The 24,650-nt window shown below is 32.8% G+C and carries 20 protein-coding genes; 13 read left to right on the top strand and 7 right to left on the bottom strand.

Features of this window, described 5'->3' with window-relative positions:
* Positions 1–780 (bottom strand): MlaE family ABC transporter permease, encoded by a 780-nt coding sequence (locus tag KKQ76_RS07370; RefSeq protein ID WP_069797115.1) that lies wholly within the window; start codon positions 778–780, stop codon positions 1–3.
* A gap of 147 nt (positions 781–927) precedes the next feature.
* Positions 928–2,598, bottom strand: a complete 1,671-nt coding sequence (locus KKQ76_RS07365; protein WP_213196579.1) for an ABC1 kinase family protein — start codon at positions 2,596–2,598, stop codon at positions 928–930.
* 159 nt (positions 2,599–2,757) lie between these two features.
* On the opposite strand from KKQ76_RS07365, the gene KKQ76_RS07360 reads away from it, so the two are divergent.
* From KKQ76_RS07360 to KKQ76_RS07350, 3 genes are all read left to right on the top strand, one after another.
* Complete coding sequence (locus KKQ76_RS07360; protein ID WP_213196577.1) at positions 2,758–4,179, top strand: L-serine ammonia-lyase; 1,422 nt, start codon at positions 2,758–2,760, stop codon at positions 4,177–4,179.
* Positions 4,180–4,250: 71 nt separating this feature from the next.
* Complete coding sequence (locus tag KKQ76_RS07355; RefSeq protein ID WP_069797112.1) at positions 4,251–4,640, top strand: hypothetical protein; 390 nt, start codon at positions 4,251–4,253, stop codon at positions 4,638–4,640.
* A complete protein-coding gene (locus tag KKQ76_RS07350; RefSeq protein ID WP_213196575.1) occupies positions 4,641–5,285 on the top strand; it encodes a DUF1684 domain-containing protein in 645 nt (214 codons plus the stop codon).
* A 353-nt stretch (positions 5,286–5,638) separates the two neighbouring features.
* Here the strand turns inward: KKQ76_RS07350 and KKQ76_RS07345 are convergent, their stop codons facing one another.
* On the bottom strand, positions 5,639–6,712 hold the full coding sequence (locus KKQ76_RS07345; protein WP_213196574.1) for a serine hydrolase domain-containing protein: 1,074 nt from the start codon (positions 6,710–6,712) through the stop codon (positions 5,639–5,641).
* A gap of 537 nt (positions 6,713–7,249) precedes the next feature.
* Between KKQ76_RS07345 and KKQ76_RS07340 the strand changes: the two genes are divergently transcribed.
* Complete coding sequence (locus KKQ76_RS07340; RefSeq protein WP_213196572.1) at positions 7,250–9,208, top strand: hypothetical protein; 1,959 nt, start codon at positions 7,250–7,252, stop codon at positions 9,206–9,208.
* A 217-nt stretch (positions 9,209–9,425) separates the two neighbouring features.
* On the opposite strand, the gene mtaB is transcribed toward KKQ76_RS07340, so the two are convergent.
* Together mtaB and KKQ76_RS07330 are read right to left on the bottom strand one after the other, a co-directional pair.
* Positions 9,426–10,775, bottom strand: a complete 1,350-nt coding sequence (gene mtaB / locus KKQ76_RS07335) for a tRNA (N(6)-L-threonylcarbamoyladenosine(37)-C(2))-methylthiotransferase MtaB (RefSeq protein ID WP_213196570.1) — start codon at positions 10,773–10,775, stop codon at positions 9,426–9,428.
* A 437-nt stretch (positions 10,776–11,212) separates the two neighbouring features.
* On the bottom strand, positions 11,213–11,791 hold the full coding sequence (locus tag KKQ76_RS07330) for a cysteine dioxygenase (protein ID WP_213196568.1): 579 nt from the start codon (positions 11,789–11,791) through the stop codon (positions 11,213–11,215).
* A 208-nt stretch (positions 11,792–11,999) separates the two neighbouring features.
* Here KKQ76_RS07330 and glgP point away from each other — a divergent pair, with 208 nt between their 5' ends.
* From glgP to KKQ76_RS07295, 7 genes are all read left to right on the top strand, one after another.
* Positions 12,000–13,658: an alpha-glucan family phosphorylase gene (gene glgP / locus KKQ76_RS07325; protein WP_213196566.1), complete on the top strand. Its 1,659-nt coding sequence runs from the start codon at positions 12,000–12,002 to the stop codon at positions 13,656–13,658.
* Positions 13,659–13,852: 194 nt separating this feature from the next.
* Positions 13,853–14,836: an isoaspartyl peptidase/L-asparaginase family protein gene (locus tag KKQ76_RS07320; protein WP_213196564.1), complete on the top strand. Its 984-nt coding sequence runs from the start codon at positions 13,853–13,855 to the stop codon at positions 14,834–14,836.
* 852 nt (positions 14,837–15,688) lie between these two features.
* Complete coding sequence (locus KKQ76_RS07315; RefSeq protein ID WP_213196562.1) at positions 15,689–16,066, top strand: GxxExxY protein; 378 nt, start codon at positions 15,689–15,691, stop codon at positions 16,064–16,066.
* Between the two features lies 1 nt (position 16,067).
* Complete coding sequence (locus KKQ76_RS07310) at positions 16,068–16,724, top strand: copper homeostasis protein CutC (protein WP_213196560.1); 657 nt, start codon at positions 16,068–16,070, stop codon at positions 16,722–16,724.
* Between the two features lie 108 nt (positions 16,725–16,832).
* Positions 16,833–17,873: a glucokinase gene (locus KKQ76_RS07305; RefSeq protein ID WP_213196558.1), complete on the top strand. Its 1,041-nt coding sequence runs from the start codon at positions 16,833–16,835 to the stop codon at positions 17,871–17,873.
* Positions 17,874–17,903: 30 nt separating this feature from the next.
* Positions 17,904–20,033, top strand: coding sequence for a S9 family peptidase (locus KKQ76_RS07300; protein ID WP_213196556.1), 2,130 nt, complete (start codon positions 17,904–17,906; stop codon positions 20,031–20,033).
* Positions 20,034–20,051: 18 nt separating this feature from the next.
* A complete protein-coding gene (locus KKQ76_RS07295) occupies positions 20,052–20,645 on the top strand; it encodes a hypothetical protein (protein WP_213196555.1) in 594 nt (197 codons plus the stop codon).
* Between the two features lie 152 nt (positions 20,646–20,797).
* Here KKQ76_RS07295 and KKQ76_RS07290 read toward each other — a convergent pair whose 3' ends face one another.
* On the bottom strand, positions 20,798–21,076 hold the full coding sequence (locus KKQ76_RS07290) for a type II toxin-antitoxin system RelE/ParE family toxin (protein ID WP_213196553.1): 279 nt from the start codon (positions 21,074–21,076) through the stop codon (positions 20,798–20,800).
* Entirely contained in the window at positions 21,077–21,325 is a 249-nt protein-coding gene (locus KKQ76_RS07285; RefSeq protein ID WP_213196551.1) for a DUF2281 domain-containing protein, read from the bottom strand.
* 81 nt (positions 21,326–21,406) lie between these two features.
* Here KKQ76_RS07285 and KKQ76_RS07280 point away from each other — a divergent pair, with 81 nt between their 5' ends.
* Positions 21,407–23,062, top strand: coding sequence for a peptide MFS transporter (locus KKQ76_RS07280; protein ID WP_213196549.1), 1,656 nt, complete (start codon positions 21,407–21,409; stop codon positions 23,060–23,062).
* A gap of 102 nt (positions 23,063–23,164) precedes the next feature.
* The gene (locus KKQ76_RS07275) at positions 23,165–24,544 is read left to right on the top strand and encodes a peptide MFS transporter (protein WP_213196547.1); all 1,380 of its coding nucleotides are present in this window, start codon (positions 23,165–23,167) and stop codon (positions 24,542–24,544) included.
* Positions 24,545–24,650: the final 106 nt, after the last annotated feature.

The raw sequence follows: 24,650 nt of genomic DNA, 5'->3' as shown, positions 1-24,650 counted from the left end.
TTATTCTATAAAAATATTGGTAATCAATACAGCGATAAAATCGATAACAAACAATAACATGGAGGAGTAAACCACCGCAGAATTGGCGGCAATTCCTACACCTCGTGTTCCTGATTTACATTGATATCCTTTGAAACAACCTACCATTCCTATGGCAAAACCAAAGAAAAAAGTCTTGATGGTTGCAGGAAGCAAATCACTAAATTCTATATTGTCAAAAACTTGATTAAAATATTGTAAAAAAGAAACATCACCTTTCAGATTTTCTACCAAATAAGACCCGAAAATTGCGATAAAATCACTGTAAAAAACCAAAATAGGTAACATAGCAGTCGTCGCAAGAATTCTAGTCACCACCAAATATTTAAAAGGATTGGTTCCCGAAACTTCCATAGCGTCTATTTGTTCGGTTACGCGCATAGAACCTATTTCTGCACCTATTCCAGAGCCTATTTTTCCTGCACAAATCAGCCCAGTAATAATCGGCCCGATTTCTCTAATAATGGAAATACTCACCATCGAAGGCATCCAAGAAACAGCACCAAATTCCATTAAGGTAGGACGGGTTTGTAAAGTGAAAACCAAACCGATGATAAATCCCGTAACAGAAACTAGAAAAAGTGAGCGGTTACCAATGCTGTAACATTGTTTCAGGAATTCTTGAAATTCATAAGGCTTTTTATAAAATTCTTTTAAAAATCTTATGCTGAAATAGCTCATTTCGCCTATCTCTACGATGAAGTTTTTTAAAGATTGTACTATTTGATAAAAAACTTTCATAATAAACATTTAAGCTTCTATCAAATTTACTGAAATTTTTTGATTTATCCTTAAAATTCCTGTTAATTATTTGATAACAAAAAAAAACCGCAGTCATTTTTTATGACAGCGGAAAACTTTTTATTTTGCGACTTGTTTTTTTGGTGATTATTTTTTTCTTTTAAAATCTTCGTCTTTCATAACCATTTTATAAGCGAGCCATAATCCGAAAACCGATGCAATGATGAAGAAAAACATCGCTATAGAAATTCCAAAAATTTGAAAATTAGGAACTCTCATCAATAGAGATGAGCCAATAATTAATGCAGCAATAATAAGTGCGATGGAAATTCTATTGGCTACTTTCTGGAAGGCATCTGTAAATCGTTCTTCATCTATCGCATCTATTTTGAGCTGAAACTGGTTCTGAGCCAAATTTTCGGTGATTTTATTAAGTCTTTCCGGAAGATTTTCGGCTAATTTTTTGGTTTCTATCAATTGAGCAAAGAAATTTTCAGGTTGGGCTTCGTGAGCCATTTTTTTGACCATCATTTTCTCCAAAATCTGTTTCATATTTTCAGCCAAATCATATTGTGGAGCGAGAACCGCTACAATTTGGTCTAAATTCAATAATATTTTCCCAAGAATATTCAGTTCTACCGCAATTCTGATTCCTTTTTCTGCGGCAATTTTATTCATTCTGATGAGCATTTTTCCCGTTTGCATTTCTGCGGCATTTCTGTTCTGAGAATCCAGCACAAGTCGGTTGATTTCTTTTTTGAAACCGATAATATCTGCGTTTTTATCATCTTGACTGATTTCTAGAAGCACTTTAGAAACTTCTTCGCCATTGTATTTGCTGATGGCAATGAGCAATTTCAAGATTTGTTCCTGCAAATTCGGACTGAATTTCGCCACCATTCCTAAATCCATTAAAGCAATTTTTCGGTCTTTGGTCAGGTGTACATTTCCAGGATGCGGATCTGCATGTGCAAAACCATCATAAATAATCTGTTGAAGATAAGCTTCTACCAATCCATCAATAAGCACCGAAAAATCGATTTCCGTTTTTTGAATTCCATGAACAGAAGTAATTTTTTGACCTTCTACAAAATCCATCGTCAGAATTTTAGAAGTAGAGTAGTCTAAAACAGGTTGAGGAATTACAATATGCTCAAATTTTTCTAGATTTTTACCCAGAGCAATCAGATTTTGAGCTTCTCTGCTGTAATCCAACTCGTGAATGAGAATGTGTCTCATCTCGTCTAGAACATCGTCTATTCCGTATTTTTTGGCAGTTTTAGAATGTTTTACAGCAAAGTCTGATAATTCTTTCAGGGTGTCTAAATCTTCGATGAAATTTTTACGAATTCCCGGTCTTTGAATTTTCACAGCTACTTCTTTTCCGGAACGCAAAACCGCTTTGTGAACTTGTCCAATACTTGCCGAAGCCAAAGTTTGGGTTTCAAAACTTAAAAAAGCTTTGGAAATCTTCGTTCCTAATTCCCCTTCCACTATTTTTTGGATTTCAGAATACGGAATTTCCTCTACATTATCTTGTAAAGTTGCCAATGCCAATAAATAAGGTTCTGGCAATAAATCTGGTCTTGTAGAAAGAGTTTGCCCGATTTTTACATAAGTCGGCCCCATATTTTTAAGGTCTTCTACCAATTCTTCTGGCGAAGTGTAGCGATTAGATTCTTCAGAAAGTTCTTGATCTTCTGCCAATTCATCAAGCGCTTTGTCTGAAGCAGCCGATAAAATATCGCTGTTTCTATATTTGAGTACCAAAGAAATAAATTTCTTGTATTTTTTTAGATTTTCGGGAATGATATTCATAGGAAATGAGTTGTTTTTTCAAGAGCAAATTAATTGAGAATAAGTGGCTTATCTGTTACAAAATTTGAAGGGGTATTTTCAAAATTTTAAGGATGAATAATATTTTATGGTTTGCCTAATAATTTTATCTTTGTAAAAAATCATTTATCAATAATCAATATGGAGAGTATTTCGGTTTTTGAAATCATAAAAGTAGGAATTGGGCCGTCTTCGTCTCATACGATGGGACCTTGGAATGCAGCGGAAATGTTTCTGAGCGAAATCAGAAGAAATCACCAGATTTCAGAGGTGGCAGAAGTGTATGTAGAGTTTTTTGGTTCGCTTGCCAAAACAGGAATCGGTCACGGAACAGATATTGCCGGAATGCTGGGTTTAAGCGGAGAAAATTTTAAAAAAATAGATACCGATAAAATAGATGCTAAAATTGCCGAAATCAAAAATTCTGGAAAATTGATTTTAGGAGCTGAAAAAGAAATTCCATTTATTTATGGAAAACATTTGGTGCTGAATATGCAAAAATCTTTAGATTTTCACCCAAATGGAATGATTTTCAAAGCGGTTTTTAACAACGGCGAAATTTTAGAAAAAGACTACTATTCTGTTGGTGGCGGTTTTGTGGCGACGCAAGAAGATAATTCTATAGAAAGTCACTGTATCAGAACACCTTATCCTTGTCATAAAGGCGAAGATATTTCAAAATATTGCGATAAATTAGGCGTTGCAAGACTTTCTGATTTGGTGTACATCAATGAAGAAGCTTGGAGAACGAAAGAAGAAACGAGAAGTGAAGCGCTTTACATTTGGCAACAGATTAAAGAATGCATTTATAAAGGCGTTAATAAAGAAGGGGTTTTACCGGGTGGACTTAATGTAACGAGAAGAGCTGCAGATTTCAATCGAAAATTATTAGGCGAGGACGTTATTTACAAAAACATAAACGAATGGTTTGCTGCGGTAAAAAATTCACCTAAAGATTTCAATCAAATTACCCGTTGGATTTCGTGTTTTGCATTGGCTGTAAACGAAGAAAATGCCAGTTTTGGTAGAATTATTACAGCACCAACTAACGGAGCGAGTGGTGTAATTCCTGCGGTGCTCATGTATTCTCAAACTTTTACAGAATTCAACTCAGAAGAAGATATCATCAGATTTATTTTAGTGGCGGGAGAAATCGGAACGCTTTTCAAGAAAAATGCAACCATTTCTGCAGCAATGGGAGGTTGCCAAGCAGAAATTGGCGTTTCTTCAGCGATGGCTGCAGCTGGTTTGACGGAAATTTCGGGCGGAACTCCAGCTCAAGTAATGATGGCAGCAGAAATTGCGATGGAACATCACCTTGGTCTCACTTGCGACCCAATTGGTGGATTGGTGCAGATTCCATGTATTGAGAGAAATTCTATGGGTGCTATGAAAGCGATTACCGCTTGTCATATCGCGCTAGAAAGCGATCCTTCTAAAGCCAGAGTTTCTTTGGATGATGTCATTAAATCCATGTGGGAAACTGCGCTAGACATGAATTCTAAGTACAAAGAAACTTCTGAAGGTGGTTTAGCAGTAGCCGTGAACGTGGCAGAATGTTAATGAAATTTTGAGGAAGATAACCTCTATTTATTTTCTAAAAATTCTTAACTTGTGCCGTTGAATTTTTATCAATGGCTACCATTATCAAACCCAATATTGCTCCAGAATTGCTCTCACAACTCGATACTAAATTCGAGGAAGAGAAACAAGTTATCGTGCACTGTGGTTTTCAGAATAATTATTTGATTGGAAATCTCGTAAGAATTTGGCGCACCACATTCTTGGTGGATAAATTCACGGGACATAGAAGCCAACTTTTATTCTGGGAAAATATCTCGATGTTTCCTTATTGGACGGAAGTTCCGCCTGTGAAAGAATATTGGTTTACCCTTATTTTTTCTGGATTGCCTAAGGATTGCAAACTCTTTGATTTTGTAGAAGAAATTCCGCAAGAAGGAGGTTTTCTGGTGACTGATATTGATAGAAATGAAAGCGATGTTTATACTATAAAATTAATTTAAATGAAGAAGATTTACCTACTTTTACTCCTAGTTTCAAGTTTTGCCTTTGGTCAAGGTCTTAAAAATAAAACCGATAAAAAACAATTTCCTGCCGAAATTCTAGAAATCGAAACCTTCCAAAAAGAACTCAATCGAGAATACAAAACAGAAGAAGAAACACCTTTGCGTGGCTCTAATTTCAAGAAATTCAAGTCTCATCCATTTTTTCCTATTGATTTAAACTATCGAGTAAAAGCGAAATTGGTAAAAACAGAAAACGCGGTTCCTTTTGAAATTCCTACTTCGTCTGGAAGAACTAAAAAATACAGAGAATTCGGGAAAGCATATTTTACGCTGAATGGAGTAGAACAAGTGTTAACGGTTTATCAAAGTTTAGCTTTGTTAGATGACCCAGAATATCAGGATTACTTATTCTTGCCTTTCAAAGATGAGACCAACGGAAAAGATACTTATGGTGGTGGAAGATATTTGGATTTAAGAATTCCTCAAAATGATGAATTGATTATTGATTTCAATAAAGCGTATCATCCGTTATGTGCTTATAACGCTACCGATTACAGTTGCCCAATTGTTCCTCAAAATAACTGGTTGCAATTACCAATCGAAGCAGGTGTGAAATACCAAGATATTTGGTTTGAGCATTAGATTCTAGATATTAGATACAAGACATGAGATGTGAGCATCTCAAAAGGTCGCATAAACTAAAAATTCAAAATTTATTTTCCTCTATTCAAAGAAAGTAAATTTTGATTTTTTTTATCAAATATTTTAGGTGAATTTTCTAAAATCGTTAATGCTTAATGTTTTTAAAACGCAAAGATTCTGAATAATAAAAAATAAAAATTTGAGGGAGCAAAGCTAAAATTCGCAAGCGAATTGAAAAAGCGAAAGCTTAAAAACGAATTTATTCGTCAACTTTGCTCGCTTAAAGCATGAAAAATTTGTTAAAAATCTTTGCGCTCATTGCGAAAAACCTTTGCGACATTGCGTGAAAAAATCTATCTAACCACCGCATTAATTTTATCCCAAAGTGCAGCATCAAAACCAGACAATGCAAAATTAGGATTCTGCGGATCCGAAGCATCGCCCATTCTGATGACCACCATATTTTTACTCGGAATTACATAAATTCTTTGATCTTCGGCACCCATCGCTGCATACATATCTGTAGGAGCATTAGGAACTAAAGCAGTGGGATAAACCGTTTGCGAACCCGGAACCATATATTTAGATTTTCCATTGAGCCACCAAAGATAACCGTAAGAAGGATTGATATTTTGAGAAGTAGAAATGGCTTCGTTCAGATAAGTTTCATTGATGATTTGTTCGTTTTTCCATTTTCCTTTGTTCAGGAAAAGCAGTCCAAATCTCGCCATACTTCTGGTATTGCTATGATAAATGGTGAAAATAGTCCCGAAATTCCAGAAACCATCCATCCCGATTTTATTTTTCAGTTTAGCATTAAAATAATTCTCAAAAGTTTGGTTGCTTGAAGTGGCAACTACATCTATTAATTTCTGAAAAACATTGCTGTAAGACCATCTCGTTCCAGCATCTGCCAAATACGTGAGGTTAGATTTTATCACCCAATTGCTTTCGTCATTTAAGCCCGAAGTCATAGTAAGTAAATGTCTAGGCGTGATGAGGTTTTCTTTTTCCAGAGGTTCGCTAGTCCACCCGTTTCCTAAATATTGAGAAACTTTATTGTTGATGTTCAGTAAACCTTCTTGTTGCGCAATTCCTGTAGTGGTAGAAACCAGCGTTTTTCCGGCGCTGTTCCATGGCCAAGTTGCGGTAGCAGAATGCCCGTTGAAATATTCTTCCATTACAATTCTACCGTTTACGAGAATCATAAAAGATTTAGAATGTTTTTCTGCCAAAAAATCTTTAAGCGGTTGCACTGCGCTTTGGTTCCAACCGAGACTGGCGATAGATTTGGTTTCCCAATTATTGTCTGTATTATTAGGAAAATACATGGTTTCTGTGGGAGTTGGCGTTGGTTCATCTTCAGTACTGCTGCAACTCAAAAACGGAAGTAACACTAAAAGAGGTAGAAATTTTAAAATTTTCATAAGCTGGTTTTAGCTCTTTGATGGGATTTTTTTGGGAAGGTTAAATTTTTGGAAATATAAATTTTTCACACGTAGTTTGTCATTGACTTCGTCGAATCTTCGATTTCCGTAGGAATCTCTACATAGAAAAGAAATTAATATTTCGAAGTCGGAGACTTCGAAGAGCGGGAGAAGTCGATTTTGAAACAAGAATGTTAAAAGCACTAAATCATTTACGTTCTTTCTGTCCAAAAATCATTAGTAAGAAAGAAGTTTTTTAATGTTATATTTTGAACATAAATTTATAAATTTAAAATCTGAAATTCTTCTTAAGGATTTACTTCAAAATGTCTATATTTATTTGAAAACGTACTATTTACTATCTATTGGTTCAAATATATTTTTGTAAACGAAAGTCTTTTTATATATTAGTTAATACTTTTGCTGGTGGTTTAAAATCCGTGGTTTAATATTATTTAATTAAAACATAGAAGATTCGTTAATGTGTAATTTAACATAGACTAATTATAACAATTTCAGTGTAAAAAGAATAGATTTATGAGAATAAATAATTTAATTGAAACAATTAATACAAATTTTGATTTGTATGACTTTTTAAGTCATAAATATGAGAATTATAATTCATATGAGGGTGTTAAATTAAATTCATTTTTTTTTGATTTGAGTTTAGATACTAATATACTCAAGGAGTATAGAAGAAAAATAAATTGGAATAAGGTAAGTTTAGACCTCCCTTTAACAGAAGAACTAATAGAAGAGTTTTTTGAAGAGCTTAGTACTGGAGTATTAACAAAAAATGGTATTGAAAAAGGGTGTTTGTTTTCTCAAAATACTAAAATTAATTGGACTGAATCGTTAATTGATAAGTACAAAAATTATTTGCATTGGCCGTCAATTCTAAAAAACCCTTCTATTCCTTGGGATCAATTCCTTATTGATAAATATTTACCAAAGGAAAAAGGGAAAAATCTTGATTGGTTAAATTTAAGTTCAAATCCAGGAATTAAGTGGGACGAACATTTAATAACAAAATATTATTCTTTTTTATATATAAATTGTCTGATTGATTATTCGGAAATATTTTGGGATACTAAACTATTAAATACAGCACTTCAAAATATAGAATTTGAAAATCAAAAACTATATCTTAGTTATTTTTCAAAAATTACAAACGTAAAGTGGGATTTCGACACGATTTTTTCTTATCCTAATTCATATAGTAGTTGGCTTGGAAATGTAATTTTAAATAAAACAATTGAAATTAATTTTGATATAATACGTAAGTACATAAATCAAATCGATAAAAATATGTTTGCTATAATTCAAGAGTCCAACGACCTCTACTGGAACACGGAACTAATAAAAGAATTTTCAAGTCATATTAATTTTGATATTTTATCGAAATCAAAAAATGTTGATTGGAACAGTGACTTAATTGACAGTTTTAAAGATTTTTTGAATTTTAATATTCTTAGTGAAAATTACAGTGTTCCAATATCAAATGAATTAATGAAAAAATATTCTGAAAGATGGGACTTTAAACGTCTTTCAAGAAGAGGAAATAATTGTTGGGATATAGATAGTATTGAAGAGTTTATTGAGAGAATAGATTTTGATGAAATTATTAAAATTTCTAGGATAGAATTTTCTGCTCAGTTTATTGAAAATAATAAAAACAAATTTACCTGGAATGGTAGGTGGAAAAAAATTGGTAGAGATAATGAAACCTATTGTCCCTCAATAATTTCTCAACAGCGTCATTTGAGTATTTCTGTTCAAACTTTATCTGAAATGGCCACTAAATGGGGGGTGGGTTGTTCAAGTTGGTCAGGTCGTGATGAAAGTATGGAGTGGCATTGTTTTAGTAATAATTCCAATCTAACACCTGAACATCTTTCTAATTTTAAAGATTTTCTTTCTTGGGAAGTGCTAAGTAAAAATACTGACCTTCATATAAGTAAAGAGATATTAGTTTTGTATGCAGAAAAATGGGATTATTCTGAAATCTTAAAAAGGAATGATATTGATTGGGACATAGAAACTTTTTGCAAGATATCACATCATTTAAATTGGGATATTTTGAAAGGAAACGAAAATAAAATAATGGAGATACTTCGATTTGAAGAAAATACAATTTTAAATTATTTTGCTTATATATACAATTATAATAAACCATTTCATCGCGAAACATTTGCTTCTTATTCTTACGAATTAAATGAAAGAAGCATTAGAACGTCAAAAATCGCAGAAATATGCTCTAAAGCTATAAATGAGTCTAATTTATTAAAATTGAATGACTATTTTCAGTTATGGAATTGGTTAAAAAAATATATTAATTTTTATTATGAGAATACAGATTTAACATCTAATCTTAAACGTTCGCCAAAAAATGATAGAGTTGATACGAATACAGATTCTATTATAGCTTTCATATCTGTATATAAAAGAAACAAAAAAATATTTGATGAAATCTATAAAGAAAGAGGCTTGAAATAAAAAAAAATTATGAAATAGAATTAGGCGAAGTCAGAAAATTGATTGAAATTGCTAAAAATCATCAGAACATTTCTAAACACCCCGTCAAAATCAAAGATTTTGACACCCCTCTGAAAGAGGGGAACCCACAAAAAAAATCGTCACATCACTGCAACGATTTTAGAATTTCTATTTTAGAATTTTCACATCCTTTAGGATAAGAGGAAATGAAAATTCCTTACACTTTCGCCAAAAACTCCTCGAAAATAGGAGAGATAGAAACCGTTCCGTCTGGTTGAATTTTATCTAATTTCACCATTTCTATTTGGTTGATAGAACTCGCATCAAAAGGTTTCTGAACACGCACATAATTTTCGGTGAAGCCAAACATTTTTCCGTCTTTTTCTTCATGTTCCCAAAGTACAGGCAAGGTTTTTCCTAATTGCGTTTGGTAAAATGCCATTTTCTTTTTCTCAGAAAGAATTCTGAGCATTTTGTTGCGTTTTTTACGTTCTGCAATCGGTACTACACCTTCCATTTCTACGGCTTCGGTATTTTCTCTTTCAGAATACGTGAAAACGTGTAAATACGTAATCGGCAGTTCGTTGATAAAGTTGTAGGTTTCTAAAAACTTCTCTTCAGTTTCTCCCGGAAATCCTACAATTACATCTACGCCAATCGCAGCATCGGGCATTACTTCTCTAATTTTAGAAACTCTGTCGCTGTACAATTTGGTGAGGTATCTTCGCTTCATTTTTTTGAGCAAATCATCGCTTCCACTTTGCAACGGAATATGGAAATGCGGCACAAAACTCTTGCTTTCTGCCACCAAATCTATGGTTTCGTCTTTCAGTAAATTCGGTTCGATAGAAGAAATTCTAATTCTTTCAATTCCCTCTACTTTATTGAGTTCTTTCACCAAATCTAGGAAAGTATGTTCGTGTTTTTTATTGCCAAATTCACCTTTTCCGTAATCGCCAATGTTTACACCTGTCAAAACAATTTCTTTGATGTCTTTTTCGGCAATTTCTTTGGCATTTTTCACTACGTTTTCTACGGTGTCACTTCTAGAAATTCCTCTAGCCAAAGGAATCGTGCAATAGGTACATTTATAATCGCAACCGTCTTGAACCTTCAAAAAAGCTCTGGTTCTGTCGCCAATAGAATAACTTCCGATGAAAAAGTCGGTTTCTTCTATTTCGCAAGAGTGAACTTGGGCGTGATGTTCTGTTTTTTCTAAATCTTCGAGGTAACTCAGAATATTGAATTTTTCTTTGGCTCCTAAAACCAAATCTACGCCTTCAATGGCAGAAATTTCTTCGGGTTTTAGTTGAGCATAACAACCCACAATCACCACCAAACCATCAGGATTGGCTTTCATCGCGCGTTTTACATGAAGTTTACATTCCTTGTCGGCATTATCAGTTACAGAACAGGTATTGATGATATAAACATTCGCAGCATCGTCAAAACTTACTTTTTGGTAACCTGCACCAGTCAATTGTCTGGCGATAGTAGAGGTTTCCGCAAAGTTCAGTTTGCAACCCAGCGTGTGAAAAGCAGCGGTTTTTTTAGTGAAATTTTCCATAATAAATTGGATGCAAATTTACGGAAAAAATATTTAGAATGAACTGAACAGAGGTTGAGAAGAAATTTTATCAAAATTAATCTCCCCGTCCCTAAAAGGTGTAATTTTGATAAATTTTCAAGATATTTTTCCAACCTTTAGGATTGGGGAAAAGAAAAATTTCTTGGAAATGTTTTTCATTCAAAATCTGAAAACTATAAACTTTATGAATTTAGTGGCAGTCAAAGTCGAATCAAAGTCGAGTCAAGTTCGAGTTTTGTTCGGAAAAAGTACCCGTTTTCCGAAGCTGATTCGAGCTTGATTCGAACATGATTCGAACAAAAGTGGTTTTTGGGGCAAATTTTTCGATGAAATGAGGCTTTAAAACATAAAAAATCCACAAATTCTAGAACTTGTGGATTTTTGGAAAGATAGTTTGAGTTTATATGGTTTTGTGTTTATAGTTGATAAATTTTTTCAAAAGCTTCTTCTGGTAAATTCCAAGTGCATGATGGTGCTTTGTCATTAAGAATCGCCCATTTTTTATTTTCTAAGTCGAAAATTCTAACTCCACTTAGGTTCAGTTGGTTGGTTTTGTAAATATGTAAACTTACCGATAGCGTAGGTTTATTGTTCAGAATGCTGTGAATTCCGCCCATTTCTTCGGCGAAAGAAATGCCTTCTATCGCTACACCAGCGCCTTCATATTCTATGAAATCTTTGGTTTCTTTGTAATATACTTCGGTTAATTCACCTTTTAGGACTTTTATTTTTCCCTCGTAGTTTTTGTGGTCATGAATCGCTGTTTTATTTTCTGCGCCCCATAACATGAGAATTGCTACGGCGTTTTCATTGTTAAAAACAGGGAATCTTTTATACGTTTTGGCAGGAATATCTAGTTCGTTGATTTTGAAAACTTGGTTGTATTCTTCGAAACTGAATTCGAATAGGTTTTCTACAACGGTATTAAAGTCTGCCGAGACATTTTTTAAGTCTTCTAAAGTTTGGGCTAGGGGTTTATTCATTGTTCTTTCCATAATTTTTACAAGCATGATTTTCAGTTGGTAAAATTATTAAAAACTGTGTTTTATGACACCTATTTTGAGATGATTTACATCATGCAAGATTGCTGATTTTATAAAAGAATTTATGATTTTTATCAAATTTTCTATTCTTAACATACATTCCGCTTCAGTTTTCTAAAAAAATAATACCTTTGCACCTGATTTTAAAGAAACGAGAATAATGGATTTTAAAAATTATCAGATGCCTTATAGCATCAACCCGAATTACAGCAAGAAAGTTGCGTATTTTTCGATGGAATTTGCCATTGATCAAGCATTGAAAATATACAGTGGAGGTTTAGGATTTTTGGCAGGTTCTCACATGAGAAGTGTTTATAATCTGAAGCAAGACACCGTCGGAATCGGTATTTTGTGGAAATTTGGTTATTATGACCAAGCTAGAAATCACGATCAAACGCTTAATCCAGTTTGGACTAAGAAAATGTACAGCTTCTTAGAAGATACAGGAATTAAATTCCAAATTGACATTCATGATGCACCAGTTTGGGTAAAAGTAATGTACCTGAACCCAGAAACGTTTAAAACTGCACCTATCTTTTTACTTTCTACAGATGTGCCAGAAAATGACCACGTTTCTAAAACCATCTGCCACAGATTATATGATGCTAATGAATCTACAAAATTGGCACAATACATCCTTCTAGGAAAAGGAGGAGCTAAACTTTTAGACGAATTAAACCTAGAAAGAGAAGTATATCACTTAAACGAAGCGCACGGTTTACCAGCAGCATTCTATTTGTTGAAAAAATTCGGTGGAGATTTAGAAAAAGTAAAAGAAAGATTGGTTTTCACTACGCACACTCCAGAAGAAGCAGGAAACGAAAAACACAATGTACACAATTGTCACCAAATGTCTTATTTCTCTGGCTTAAGCTTAGAAGAAGTAAAGAAAATTGAAGGACAAGATAACGACCAATTTAACCACTCATTGTGCGCTTTGAGAATGGCAAAAATTGCGAATGGAGTTTCTCAGTTACACGGTGTAGTTTCTAACGAAATGTGGGGTAAATATCCAGGAATCTGCGAAATTAAAGCCATTACCAATGCACAAGATTTCAAATATTGGGCAGATAAACCATTGTATAACGCTAGAGAAGAAAGAGAAGACGAAGAATTCGATTTCAGAAAAAAATATCTTAAAAAGAGAACTTTCAGAATTGTAGCAGACCAATGTGGTAAATTGTTTGATTCTAAAGTATTCACAATGGTTTGGGCTAGAAGATTTGCAGGATACAAAAGAGCAGATTTATTGTTACAAGACAAAGAAAGATTCAGAAAATTATTGGAAAACAAAAAATATCCAGTGCAAATTATCTTTGCAGGAAAGCCTTATCCAGTAGATTATGCAGCGATTTCTACTTTCAATAATTTGGTAGAAGAAAGTAAAAATCATAAAAACATGGCGGTTCTTACAGGTTATGAATTGTCATTAAGTAAATCTCTAAAACAAGGTTCTGATGTTTGGTTAAACAATCCAAGAGTTCCTAGAGAAGCTTCTGGTACTTCTGGTATGACGGCTTCTATGAACGCTTCAGTAAACCTTTCTACAGATGATGGTTGGATTCCAGAATTTGCAAAAAATGGCGTGAACTCTTTTGTGGTTCCACAAGCAGATTATGCGAATATGAGCGTTTTCGATGTAGACAATTATGATATGAACCAATTGTATGACATCTTAGAAAACCAAATCTTACCAATGTACTACGAAAGACCAGATGAATGGAGACAAGTAGTGAAAAATGCAATGGATGATGTAAAAGGTCAATTCAATTCTGATAGAATGGCTGATGAATATTACAAAATTATGTATAATAATTAATCCATATATTAATATTTTTTACGTCTGGGGCGCTTACAAAGGAAGCGCCCCAGATTTTTTAGTACTATAATCATTTAGTAATAGAAAAAATAATTTATCTTGTGACAATAAATTCAGTTTTCATAAACTGACCTTATCAACGTATGTATTTTCATTTGTAGTTAGTGTGATCAATTTATAAAAACCTAAAATAAATGGCTACCAGAAGAAAATTTTTGAAAAATGCAGGAATTTTATCTACAATCTTGGCTTTGAATCCTTTAAAAGCCGAAGAAATTCTTCCGAAAAATAAAAAAATCAGAAAACCAGTCGTGCTTTCGACTTGGAGATTTGGGATTCAATCCAATGAAGAAGCGTGGAAAGTTCTTTCTCAAGGAGGAAAAGCTCTGGATGCTGTAGAAAAAGGCGTGAGATTGGTAGAAGACGACCCGAATGAAAGGAGTGTAGGTTACGGAGGAAGACCAGACAGAGATGGAAGAGTTACGCTAGATGCTTGTATTATGGATGAAAAAGCAAATATTGGTTCGGTAGCGTCTTTAGAACATATCAAAAATCCAATTTCTGTAGCCAGAGCTGTAATGGAAAAAACGCCTCACGTCATGTTAGTTGGTGATGGAGCTTTGCAATTTGCGGTTTCTCAAGGTTTTGAAAAAATAAATTTGCTTACACCAGAATCCGAAAAAGAATGGAAAGATTGGCTCAAAACATCAGAATATAAACCTGTGGTAAATATAGAAAACCATGACACAATTGGCATGATTGCGCTTGATGAACACGGAAATCTTTCTGGAGCGTGTACTACTTCTGGAATGGCGTTTAAAATGCATGGCAGAGTGGGAGATTCTCCAATAATTGGAGCCGGACTTTTTGTAGATAATGAAGTAGGCGCAGCAACTGCAACTGGTCATGGCGAAGAAGTGATTAGAACTTGCGGTTCGCATTTGGTGGTAGAATTAATGCGACAAGGAAAATCTCCTCAACAAGCGTGTGAAGAAGCAGTGAAGAGAATTTATAAGAATTTTGTGAATCAAAACCGTAATGTAAAAGACACTCAGATTGGTTTTATTGCCATCAATAAATTTGGTGAAACAGGAGCGTTTTGTTTGCAAAAAGGGTTCAATTACGCGGTTCACACTCAAGAAAACAATGTTTTAATTGATGCCAAAAGCTTAATTTAAAATTGATTAAACGCAAAGTTTTTTTTAATATCTAAAACTTTTTAAGCAAGCAAAGTTTTATTCGCAAGCGAATTGAAAGAGCTTGAAAATATTTTTTTATATTTAAGATGAGAATCTATGCAGGAACTTAATAAAATCAACTCGTTGATAAAAACTTTGCTCACTTAATATTTAAATAAATTTCGTAAAACCTTACATTTAAAGTTTATTTAATTTTTTAAACGCAAAGGTTTTTTTAATGTCTAAAACTTTTTAAGCAAGCAAAGTTTTATTCGCAAGCGAATTGAAAGAGCTTGAAAATATTTTTTATATTTAAGATGAGAATCTATTCAGGAACTTAATAAAATCAACTCGTTGATAAGAATTTTGCTCACTTAATATTTAAATAAATTTCGTAAAACCTTACATTTAAAGTTTATTTAATTTTTTAAACGCAAAGGTTTTTTTAACATCTAAAACTTTTTAAGCAAGCAAAGTTTTATTCGCAAGCGAATTGAAAGAGCTTGAAAATATTTTTTATATTTAAGATGAGAATCTATGCAGGAACTTAATAAAATCAACTCGTTGATAAGAACTTTGCTCACTTAATATTTAAATAATTTCGTAAAACCTTACATTTAAGTTTATTTAATTTTTAAACGCAAAGGTTTTTTTAATGTCTAAAACTTTTTAAGCAAGCAAAGTTTTATTCGCAAGCGAATTGAAAGAGCTTGAAAATATTTTTTATATTTAAGATGAGAATCTATGAAGGAGCTTGATAAAATCAACTAGTTGATAAAAACTTTGCTCACTTAATATTTAAATAAATTTCGTAAGACTTTGCGTTTAAAAAATAAAAAACTAATAACACCTATGACAGAAAATGAAATTTCCTATAAAATAATTGGCGCAGCATTAGAAGTGCACAAAAACCTCGGAGTTGGACTATTAGAAAGTGCTTATGAAACTGCACTTGTGTATGAACTTCAAAAATTAGGTTTAAAGGTAAAGCAACAATACGCACTTGCTCTTAATTATAAAGAAATTGAAATAGACAATGCTTATAGAATTGATATTTTAGTTGAAGAAAAAGTGATTGTAGAAGTGAAATCAGTATTAGAATTACATCCTATTCATTTTGCGCAAACCAATACTTATTTGAAATTTACAGGTTTAAAATTGGGATTATTAATCAATTTTAAAACTCAGTTATTAAAAGATGGAATTCACAGAATCGTAAACAAATTGTAAAATGTTAGAAATAGCTTGTTTTAATAAAGAATCTGCTGTTATCGCTACGAAAGCTGGTGCAGATAGAATAGAGTTTTGTGCAGATTTTCATTTGGGCGGAACCACTCCTGATTTAGAAGATTTCAAAAATTTAAAAAAGGAAATAGATGTACCTATTTACGTGATGATTCGTCCGAGAGGTGGAAATTTTTTCTATTCAGATGAAGGTTTTAGCTTGATGAAACACCAATTGCAAAATTTTTATAACGCAGGTGCAGATGGTTTTGTTTTTGGGATTTTAGACCAAAATGATGAGGTAAACGAAGAGCAATGCAAGGAACTTATCCAATTTGCAAAAGGAAAACCATGTACTTTTCATCGTGCTTTTGATAGAACAGAAAATCTAGAAAAATCACTGGAAAAGCTTATTAATTGTGGTTTTTCTACCGTTTTGACGTCTGGTGGAAAATCTAATGTAGATGAAGGCAAAGAAATGCTCCAAAAATTGGTGGGAATTTCAGCGGGAAGAATAGACATTTTATGCGGTGGAGGTTTGCGTTCTTCTAACCTTGTTGAGATTAAAAAATTCACACATGCCAAGAGCTTTCATTCGTCTGCAATTCTGGAAGGAGAGGTTGCGAATTTTCATGAAATAACAAGACTAAAATCATGTTTTTAGGGCGTTTTCTATGAGGTTTAAATTGCTGAAAATCCGTACTTTTAGGGGAATTTTTTTCAAAGCAATTTTATTAAAATTAAACAACACATTATTTAAAATTTTCACACTATGAAATTTCCGCTTTATTTACCACAAATCGAAAATCCAGCAAACAATAACCTTTCAATTCTAGCAGCAGATGTAGGTGGAACCAAAACTAATATTGCACAATTTGTTTCGCAAAATGGCAAAATGGTTCTTAAGTTAGAAGAAACGTATACCACCAATCATCATAATTCTTTGACAGAAATTATTCTTGATTTTATCAAAAAAAATAATTTTGAGAAGCCAGGCAGAATTTCTATTGGTGCTGCAGGTCCTGTAGTAAACGGAACTTGTCACACTACCAATATAAAATTTAAAATAGATGTAACAGAACTTAGTAGAGATCTACAAATAGAAAAAGTCTATCTTATTAATGATTTAGAAGCTACTGCTTTTGGAATGACAGAGGTAGATGATGAATTTATGGTGACCATGAGAAATGGAAATCCTTCTATTGGTGGTCATATTGCTATCTTGGCTCCAGGAACTGGTTTAGGTGAAGCTTGTCTTTTCTGGGACGGAAAATATTTAAGACCAATGCCTTCTGAAGGTGGTCACAGTGAATTTGCGCCGAGAACAGATGTAGAATTTGAATTGGTGAAATTTTTACAAAAAACCTATGGCGAAATCATCGTTTGGGAAAGATTGGTTTCTGGACCAGCTATTTACAAAATATACGAATTTTTGAGAGATGTAAAAGGCTACGAAGAACAAGCTTGGCTTACCCAGAAATTAGCAGAAGCTAAAGATAAATCTGCCGTAATCAGTGAAACTGCAATGTCTGGATTATGTACCACTTGCGTTTTGGCAATGGAAATGCTGGTAGATTTTATGGCGAGAAGAGCCAATAATATGGTGCTGAATTACAAAGCAACGGGTGGGTTAATTTTAGCAGGTGGAATTCCGCCAAGAATTTATAACTTTATCAACAAAGATAAAATAGAAGAAAGCTTCTTAAAATGTGACGAAATGGAACCGCTTTTAGCTGGAATTCCTATTTATTTAAACCTAAATAGCAAAACAGCATTATATGGAGCGGCATATTATGGAGCTTTTTCTGAATAATAACATTTAGAAAAATTTAAAAATTAAGGAATGAAGAAATTGTTTTTAACATTAGGTTTCTTGGGAATGATACATTTTGGCTTTGCTCAAGAAATTACTCTAGAAAAAATCTATTCGGGTTACTACCGTGGCAAAAACATTGCGGGAATCGCTTCTCTTAAAAATGGAGAAAACTATGCCGTAATCGAAAGAGGCGGTATTGCAAAATATTCTTACAAAACCACGGAAAAAGTAGGCAATATTGTAGACGGAAGTTTTGAGAGTTATATTTTTTCTGATGATGAATCAAAAATTCTTTTGCAAAAAGAATCTGAGCCTATTTATAGACATTCATTTTTAGGGAAATTTGATGTTAAAGACCTTACTTCAGGAAAAATAATCAGTCTGAACAACGGAAATTTCGTTCAAGAGCCTAAATTTTCGCCTAATGGAAAATTGGTGGCTTTTATTTCAGACAATAATTTATTTTATCAAGATTTAGAATCTGGAAAAATCACCCAAATTACCAATGACGGTAAGAAAAATTCAGTGATTAATGGATTGGGAGATTGGGTTTATGAAGAAGAATTCGGGCATGCAGATTTCTATCAATGGAACAAAGGAAGTGATGCCATCATTTTTGTAAGATTTGATGAATCGCAAGTTCCAGAGATGAATATGCAGATGTATAATAAATCGCTTTATCCTACAGATTACCGTTTTAAATATCCAAAAGCTGGAGAGAAAAACTCAGAAGTTTCTGCTCATTTATATCAAGTCAATTCTGGTAAAACCATCCATTTAGACTTGGCAGGTTTTGAGAATTATTATATTCCACAAGTTTTTAGTACGGCTAAAAATGATGAGGTAGCGATTGCGACCTCGAATAGACATCAGAATAAAGTAGAGATTTTAAAAATTAATACCGCTTCTGGAGCCGTTTCTAAATTATTAACCGAAACAGACCAAGCTTGGATTGATACGGATAATCTTACGTTAGAATTTTTAGAAGATAATTCATTTTTATGGGCTTCCGAGAGAAGTGGTTTCAGACATTTGTATTGGTATGATGCGAAAGGAAAACTGAACAAACAAGTAACCAAAGGAAACTGGGAAATTACTGATTATTATGGTTTTAACCCTAAAACGAAAGAAGTTTTCTTACAAACAACCGAGAAAGGAAGCATCAATAAAGTAGTTTCTAAATTTAATATTTCATCAGGGAAATCTGTATTGCTTTCTCAAGCGGAAGGAAATAATAGAGCAGATTTTTCTAAAAATTTCCAATATTTTATTGAGACTAATTCTACTGCTAAAAAACCATTCACTTATACTTTAAAAGATGGAAACGGGAAATTTGTGAAAGAATTGCAGAATAATGATGCGCTTTTAAGCAAATTAAATGCAGATAATTTGGTTACCAAAGAATTTATGATTATTCCGAATGAAGCAGGAGACCAAATGAATGCTTACATCATGAAACCTAAGGATTTTGACCCGAATAAAAAATATCCACTTTTCATGTTTCAATATTCAGGACCGGGTTCTCAGCAAGTTTCTAATTCTTGGGACGGAGGAAACGGACTTTGGTTCAATCATTTGGTTCAAAAAGGATATATCGTAGTTTGTGTAGATGGTCGTGGAACAGGTTATAGAGGAACAAAATACAAAAAAGTAACCTATAAAAATCTAGGAAAATACGAAATAGAAGACCAAATTGCTGCTGCAAAATGGTTAGGAAATCAATCTTACATTGACAAGTCTAGAATTGGTATTTTTGGGTGGAGTTATGGTGGTTATATGGCAAGTTTAGCCATGACAAAAGGTGCAGATGTTTTCAAAGCAGGAATTGCGGTAGCGCCAGTTACCAATTGGAGATATTATGACAGCATTTACACCGAAAGATTCTTGCAAACGCCACAAGAAAATCCTGAAGGTTATGACCAAAATTCGCCGACTACTTTTGCAAAATTACTAAAAGGTAAATTCCTTCTCATTCACGGAACAGCAGATGATAACGTACATTTCCAAAATTCTATGGAATTTTCTGAAGCATTAATTCAAAATAATAAGCAGTTTGAGTTTATGGCATACCCAGACAAAAATCACGGTATTTATGGTGGACAAACCAGACCTCAATTGTATAAAAAAATGACGGATTTTATTTTGGAAAATTTGTAAGAAAAAATTATTGAAATTATGAGAAAAATATTTGCCTATTTATTTTTGATAGTTTTATTAACTTCTTGTATTGCAAATACAAAAATGTCTTTATCATCAAGCTATAAAGATGAATTTATTTTGAATAAAAGTAAAAAATATTTATTTATTAAGAATAATCTTCATACAAATGATTTGTCATTCATTAAAACTGTTGATAATGATTTCAAAAATATTTTTGGTGAAAATCTGTATGTAAAAAATTCTTTACTAGAATTTGATAATGATAGGTTTGTTAGGGTTACTGATGGTTTCATTGATATTATGAAAGAAAATTATTCTGAGGAGTTCGATTATTTAGTAATCTTAAGATTTATGAGAAAACCCGAAAACAAAGATGATCTTGACAATAAAATCATAAAAGTAAAAATAGATGATGTTTCAAAAACTAGAGTTTATCATACAGTATTACAAATTGTCGATTTAAAACAAGGAAAAATTGTATATTCTAAAGAAGCTATTTCTGATTATAAGAAAAATTTCAGTACTGGAATTACAACAACTCCTCTTAAACAGCTCTATGACACTTATGATCATTTGCTTAAAGAGTTTAGAAAAAAGATTTATAATTAGATTTTTAAGTTTTTTGACAATTTGTAAAATGAAAGATTTTATTTTAGAAAATCTTTGAAATAGTCAAAAACTCAATATTAAGCGGACTTTAGTCCGCTTTTTTTATGAAAATTCCATTAGCTTTAGCTAAAACTTATTAAATTTTCGAATTTTTAGTAGCTATGAAAGCTTCTATTATCTATAATTGTGATAAGGAAAATTGTATGATTTACTTCTTGATAAATTAAAGAATTATTTTCGTCTATTTTGCATTTTCTGAAATTTAGAAGTTTAGATTTTGGACAAATTTCTTTGTGTGATTTTAACCTTTCAATCAGTTCGTCAAAATTATTTTCAAATCTTTCGATTTCTTTTATTGTCCAGTTTTCTAGTAAATAATCTAAAACTTTTAAATAGTTTTCTAGAGTTTCTTTAGACCAAATAATTTTCATTTAAATGGCTTTTGATTGAAGGTAATTTCTAATTTTTTGTTTGGCTTCTTCATGCGAAATGATGTTCCCATTTTCTATATCTGAAATTCCTTTTTTGATGGATTCTTTTTGGCTATCAGATAGTTGATTTGCCCAATCTTTATCTAAGTATTTCTCCTTCAAGAAATCAATATAGTCATTCACATTCCCTAAAAGTTCTTTGGGAAGTGTCTTTAGATTTTTTTCTAAATCTTTTATTGTGATTTCCATTTTTTTAGAATTTATTTTTATCAAAGTTAGAAAAATTTTTCATTCCATTTAAAAAACTTATTTTTGGGAAAAATAATTTTTATGAACAATAAACATCCAAAAGGTTTACCGTATTTGTTCTTCACAGAAATGTGGGAAAGATTCGGGTATTATTTAATTTTAGGAATTTTTGTATTATATCTTATTGAGCCAGAAGGAATGAGAGGAGGATTAGGTCTTCCTGATAAAATGGCAGATGATATCTTCGGGACTTACATTGCCCTTACTTATCTTACTCCATTTATTGGTGGTTTCTTGGCAGATAGAGTTCTAGGATACGTGAAATCTATTTATTTGGGTGGTATTTTGATGGCTGCGGGTTACATTGGGATGGGCGTTTTCAAAGATTTACCACTTTTTTATACTTCTTTAGGATTAATTATTGTGGGAAATGGTTTCTTTAAGCCTACTATTTCTACACTTTTAGGAAATCTTTATTCAGACGAAAAATATAAAGCCAATAAAGATTCTGGTTATAACATTTTCTACATGGGAATTAATATCGGAGCATTCATCTGTAATATTATTGCAGCATTTATGCGTAATAAATTCGGTTGGGGAGAAGCATTTATCACCGCTGGAATCGGGATGTTGGTTAGTTTAGTAGTTTTCACAGTAGGAATGAAACATTACAGACAAGCTGCAGAAATGAAGCCAGTACAGGAAGGAGATACCAAACTTTCTGAAATTTTGGTTAAAGTATTCTTACCTGCAATTATCGCGGGAGCAATCGGTTGGTTCTTACCGGGAGAAATCTTCGGAAGTGATAGTACAGATGCGTTTATTTTTGCGTGTATTCCTGTTATTTATTTTTATGTTTCTCTTTATTTCAAAGCGAATCAGAAAGAAAAACCTGCGATTGGCGCATTGTTGTCTATCTTTTTAATTTCGATGTTTTTCTGGGCGGTTTTCAAGCAAAACGGAACGGCTTTAACTCGTTGGGCAAACTATTATACCGATAGAAGTGTTCCTGCAAGTGTAGAAAAACCTTTGGAAGATATTTATATGGTTGACGGAAAAGATTTCAAAGACAAAGAAGTTTCTGTGTATGATGACCAATACCAAACGCAAAAAGATGAAGAAGGAAAAACTCTAAAAACTCAAGGAAAAGATATTTATTTCAGAAATATTAAACCTGAACAAAAAGCACAATTAGAGCAAAATCCTTCCCAAAAAGTGTTTCTATACAATACAGAATTATTCCAATCCATTAATCCATTTTGGGTAATTGCGTTAACGCCAGTAATTGTAGCATTCTGGGCCATGCTCAGACGAAAAGGAAAAGAACCTTTAACGCCAACTAAAATTGTTTTGGGATTATTTATCTCAGCACTTTCTTGTTTGGTGATGGTTCTTGCGGTTTACGCTGGTGATAATGGAGCCGTAAAAGTTTCACCGTGGTGGTTAGTTGCAAGTTATGGAGTGATTACAGTTGGGGAATTATGTCTATCACCGATGGGACTTTCTTTCGTTTCAAAACTTTCTCCAGCGAGAATCACCGCATTAATGATGGGTGGTTTCTTCTTGGCCAATTCCGTAGGAAATAAACTTTCAGGAATTTTAGCAAGTACTTGGTACAGCTATGACAATAAGATGAATTATTTCTTGGTAAATTTTGCTTTACTCATTTTTGCTACTTTACTAGGAGTAGCTATGCTAAAGCGTTTGAATAAAATTATGAAAGACCAAGGTCACTAATTAAGAAGATATAAGTCAGTACTTTTAGTGCTGACTTTTTTATTGACTAAACCAAAAAAAAACTATATTTGCTAGTCTTAACAAAAAATTAACAATAAAAATATGGATACAGCACAACAAAAAGGACATCCTAAAGGACTATACCTTTTATTTTTCACAGAAATGTGGGAACGTTTTTCTTATTATGGTATGAGAGGGATTTTGATCCTATATCTTACTAAAACCTTTTTAGAAGGGGGACTTGCTTTTGATGAAGGGACAGCTAGTTTAATTTATGGTTGGTTTACAGGATTTGTATATTTTACACCACTTATTGGTGGTTGGCTAGCCGACAAATACTTAGGTCAAAGATTATCAATTACTATTGGTGGTCTTACAATGATGGTGGGGCAGTTGATATTGTTTTCAATAGGATCTCATACTGGGTTGTATCTTGGGTTGTTTTTGTTGATTATTGGAAATGGATTTTTCAAACCTAATATTTCAACATTAGTTGGTGGACTTTATAAAGATGGAGATGAGAGAAGAGATTCAGCGTTTTCTATATTTTACATGGGTATTAATTTAGGTGCTTTCTTAGCTCCATTAGTAATAGGTTTTTTAACAGATAATATATTTGCAGTAAAAGACGAAACAGGTAATAATATTATCTCTTATGGTTACCGTTACGGATTTTTAGCGGCAGCAATTGGTATGTTTTTAGGACAAATTGCTTTTAATATGTTGGCTCAAAAGTATTTAGGAGATTTAGGTAAAAAGCCAGGTAGTTTAAATTCTACTCCTAATGCAGATACTGGAGAAGTAGCTGATCCAAATAAACCATTAACAAAGGCAGAAAAACAAAGGATTGCGGTTATATTTGTTTATTTCTTGTTTGCAATTTTCTTCTTTGCTGGTTTTGAACAAGCAGGATCTTCTTTATCATTGTACACTGATAAATTTATTGATAGAAATGTTTTTGGATTTACAATTCCAACTTCATGGTTTCAATCAGTTAATCCATTGTTTATTGTTCTTTTAGCACCATTGTTTAGTGTGTTTTGGAGTTCAGAAGCTGGTAAAAAATTATCTACACCTATTAAGATGGGATTAGGTATGATTTTATTAGGAGTTGGTTTCTTCTTTATGTTAGGAGCAGTTGCTGAAAGAGGTGGTAATATTGCTGATGATACTATTAAAGCGAGTTTACTATGGTTAGTATTTACGTATTTATTACATACGATAGGTGAATTATGTTTGTCACCAGTTGGTTTATCTGTTGTTACAAAATTATCTCCTCCAAAATTAGCTTCATTGCTAATGGGTGTTTGGTTATTAGCATCTTTCTTTGCTAATGTAATTGGAGGTTATTTGGCATCATATGTTGAAAGTATGGGAGCTGGTAATATTTTCTTGTATGTGTCAATTTTTGTTATCATTTGTGGTTTAGGGCTCGTATTACTAAATAAAAAATTGGTTGCAATGATGCACGGTGTTAAATAATTCATTAAAATATCTTATAAAAACCATCGAAACATCGGTGGTTTTTTTTATTTTCGTACTACTTTGCCAAAGTTTAAAAATCTTTGCCAAAGTTTTTAACAAGAAA

It is taken from the genome of Cloacibacterium caeni, from assembly GCF_907163105.1.
GTDB lineage: Bacteria > Bacteroidota > Bacteroidia > Flavobacteriales > Weeksellaceae > Cloacibacterium > Cloacibacterium caeni_A.
This window is presented reverse-complemented; position numbering and strand designations above follow the sequence as displayed.

Excerpts from the sequence above, each read along its gene's own strand:
- KKQ76_RS07370 (WP_069797115.1), bottom strand. The coding sequence starts at position 780 with ATGAAAGTTTTTTATCAAATAGTACAATCTTTAAAAAACTTCATCGTA.
- KKQ76_RS07365 (WP_213196579.1), bottom strand. The coding sequence starts at position 2,598 with ATGAATATCATTCCCGAAAATCTAAAAAAATACAAGAAATTTATTTCT.
- KKQ76_RS07360 (WP_213196577.1), top strand. The coding sequence starts at position 2,758 with ATGGAGAGTATTTCGGTTTTTGAAATCATAAAAGTAGGAATTGGGCCG.
- KKQ76_RS07355 (WP_069797112.1), top strand. The coding sequence starts at position 4,251 with ATGGCTACCATTATCAAACCCAATATTGCTCCAGAATTGCTCTCACAA.
- KKQ76_RS07350 (WP_213196575.1), top strand. The coding sequence starts at position 4,641 with ATGAAGAAGATTTACCTACTTTTACTCCTAGTTTCAAGTTTTGCCTTT.
- KKQ76_RS07345 (WP_213196574.1), bottom strand. The coding sequence starts at position 6,712 with ATGAAAATTTTAAAATTTCTACCTCTTTTAGTGTTACTTCCGTTTTTG.
- KKQ76_RS07340 (WP_213196572.1), top strand. The coding sequence starts at position 7,250 with ATGAGAATAAATAATTTAATTGAAACAATTAATACAAATTTTGATTTG.
- mtaB (WP_213196570.1), bottom strand. The coding sequence starts at position 10,775 with ATGGAAAATTTCACTAAAAAAACCGCTGCTTTTCACACGCTGGGTTGC.
- KKQ76_RS07330 (WP_213196568.1), bottom strand. The coding sequence starts at position 11,791 with ATGGAAAGAACAATGAATAAACCCCTAGCCCAAACTTTAGAAGACTTA.
- glgP (WP_213196566.1), top strand. The coding sequence starts at position 12,000 with ATGGATTTTAAAAATTATCAGATGCCTTATAGCATCAACCCGAATTAC.
- KKQ76_RS07320 (WP_213196564.1), top strand. The coding sequence starts at position 13,853 with ATGGCTACCAGAAGAAAATTTTTGAAAAATGCAGGAATTTTATCTACA.
- KKQ76_RS07315 (WP_213196562.1), top strand. The coding sequence starts at position 15,689 with ATGACAGAAAATGAAATTTCCTATAAAATAATTGGCGCAGCATTAGAA.
- KKQ76_RS07310 (WP_213196560.1), top strand. The coding sequence starts at position 16,068 with ATGTTAGAAATAGCTTGTTTTAATAAAGAATCTGCTGTTATCGCTACG.
- KKQ76_RS07305 (WP_213196558.1), top strand. The coding sequence starts at position 16,833 with ATGAAATTTCCGCTTTATTTACCACAAATCGAAAATCCAGCAAACAAT.
- KKQ76_RS07300 (WP_213196556.1), top strand. The coding sequence starts at position 17,904 with ATGAAGAAATTGTTTTTAACATTAGGTTTCTTGGGAATGATACATTTT.
- KKQ76_RS07295 (WP_213196555.1), top strand. The coding sequence starts at position 20,052 with ATGAGAAAAATATTTGCCTATTTATTTTTGATAGTTTTATTAACTTCT.
- KKQ76_RS07290 (WP_213196553.1), bottom strand. The coding sequence starts at position 21,076 with ATGAAAATTATTTGGTCTAAAGAAACTCTAGAAAACTATTTAAAAGTT.
- KKQ76_RS07285 (WP_213196551.1), bottom strand. The coding sequence starts at position 21,325 with ATGGAAATCACAATAAAAGATTTAGAAAAAAATCTAAAGACACTTCCC.
- KKQ76_RS07280 (WP_213196549.1), top strand. The coding sequence starts at position 21,407 with ATGAACAATAAACATCCAAAAGGTTTACCGTATTTGTTCTTCACAGAA.
- KKQ76_RS07275 (WP_213196547.1), top strand. The coding sequence starts at position 23,165 with ATGGATACAGCACAACAAAAAGGACATCCTAAAGGACTATACCTTTTA.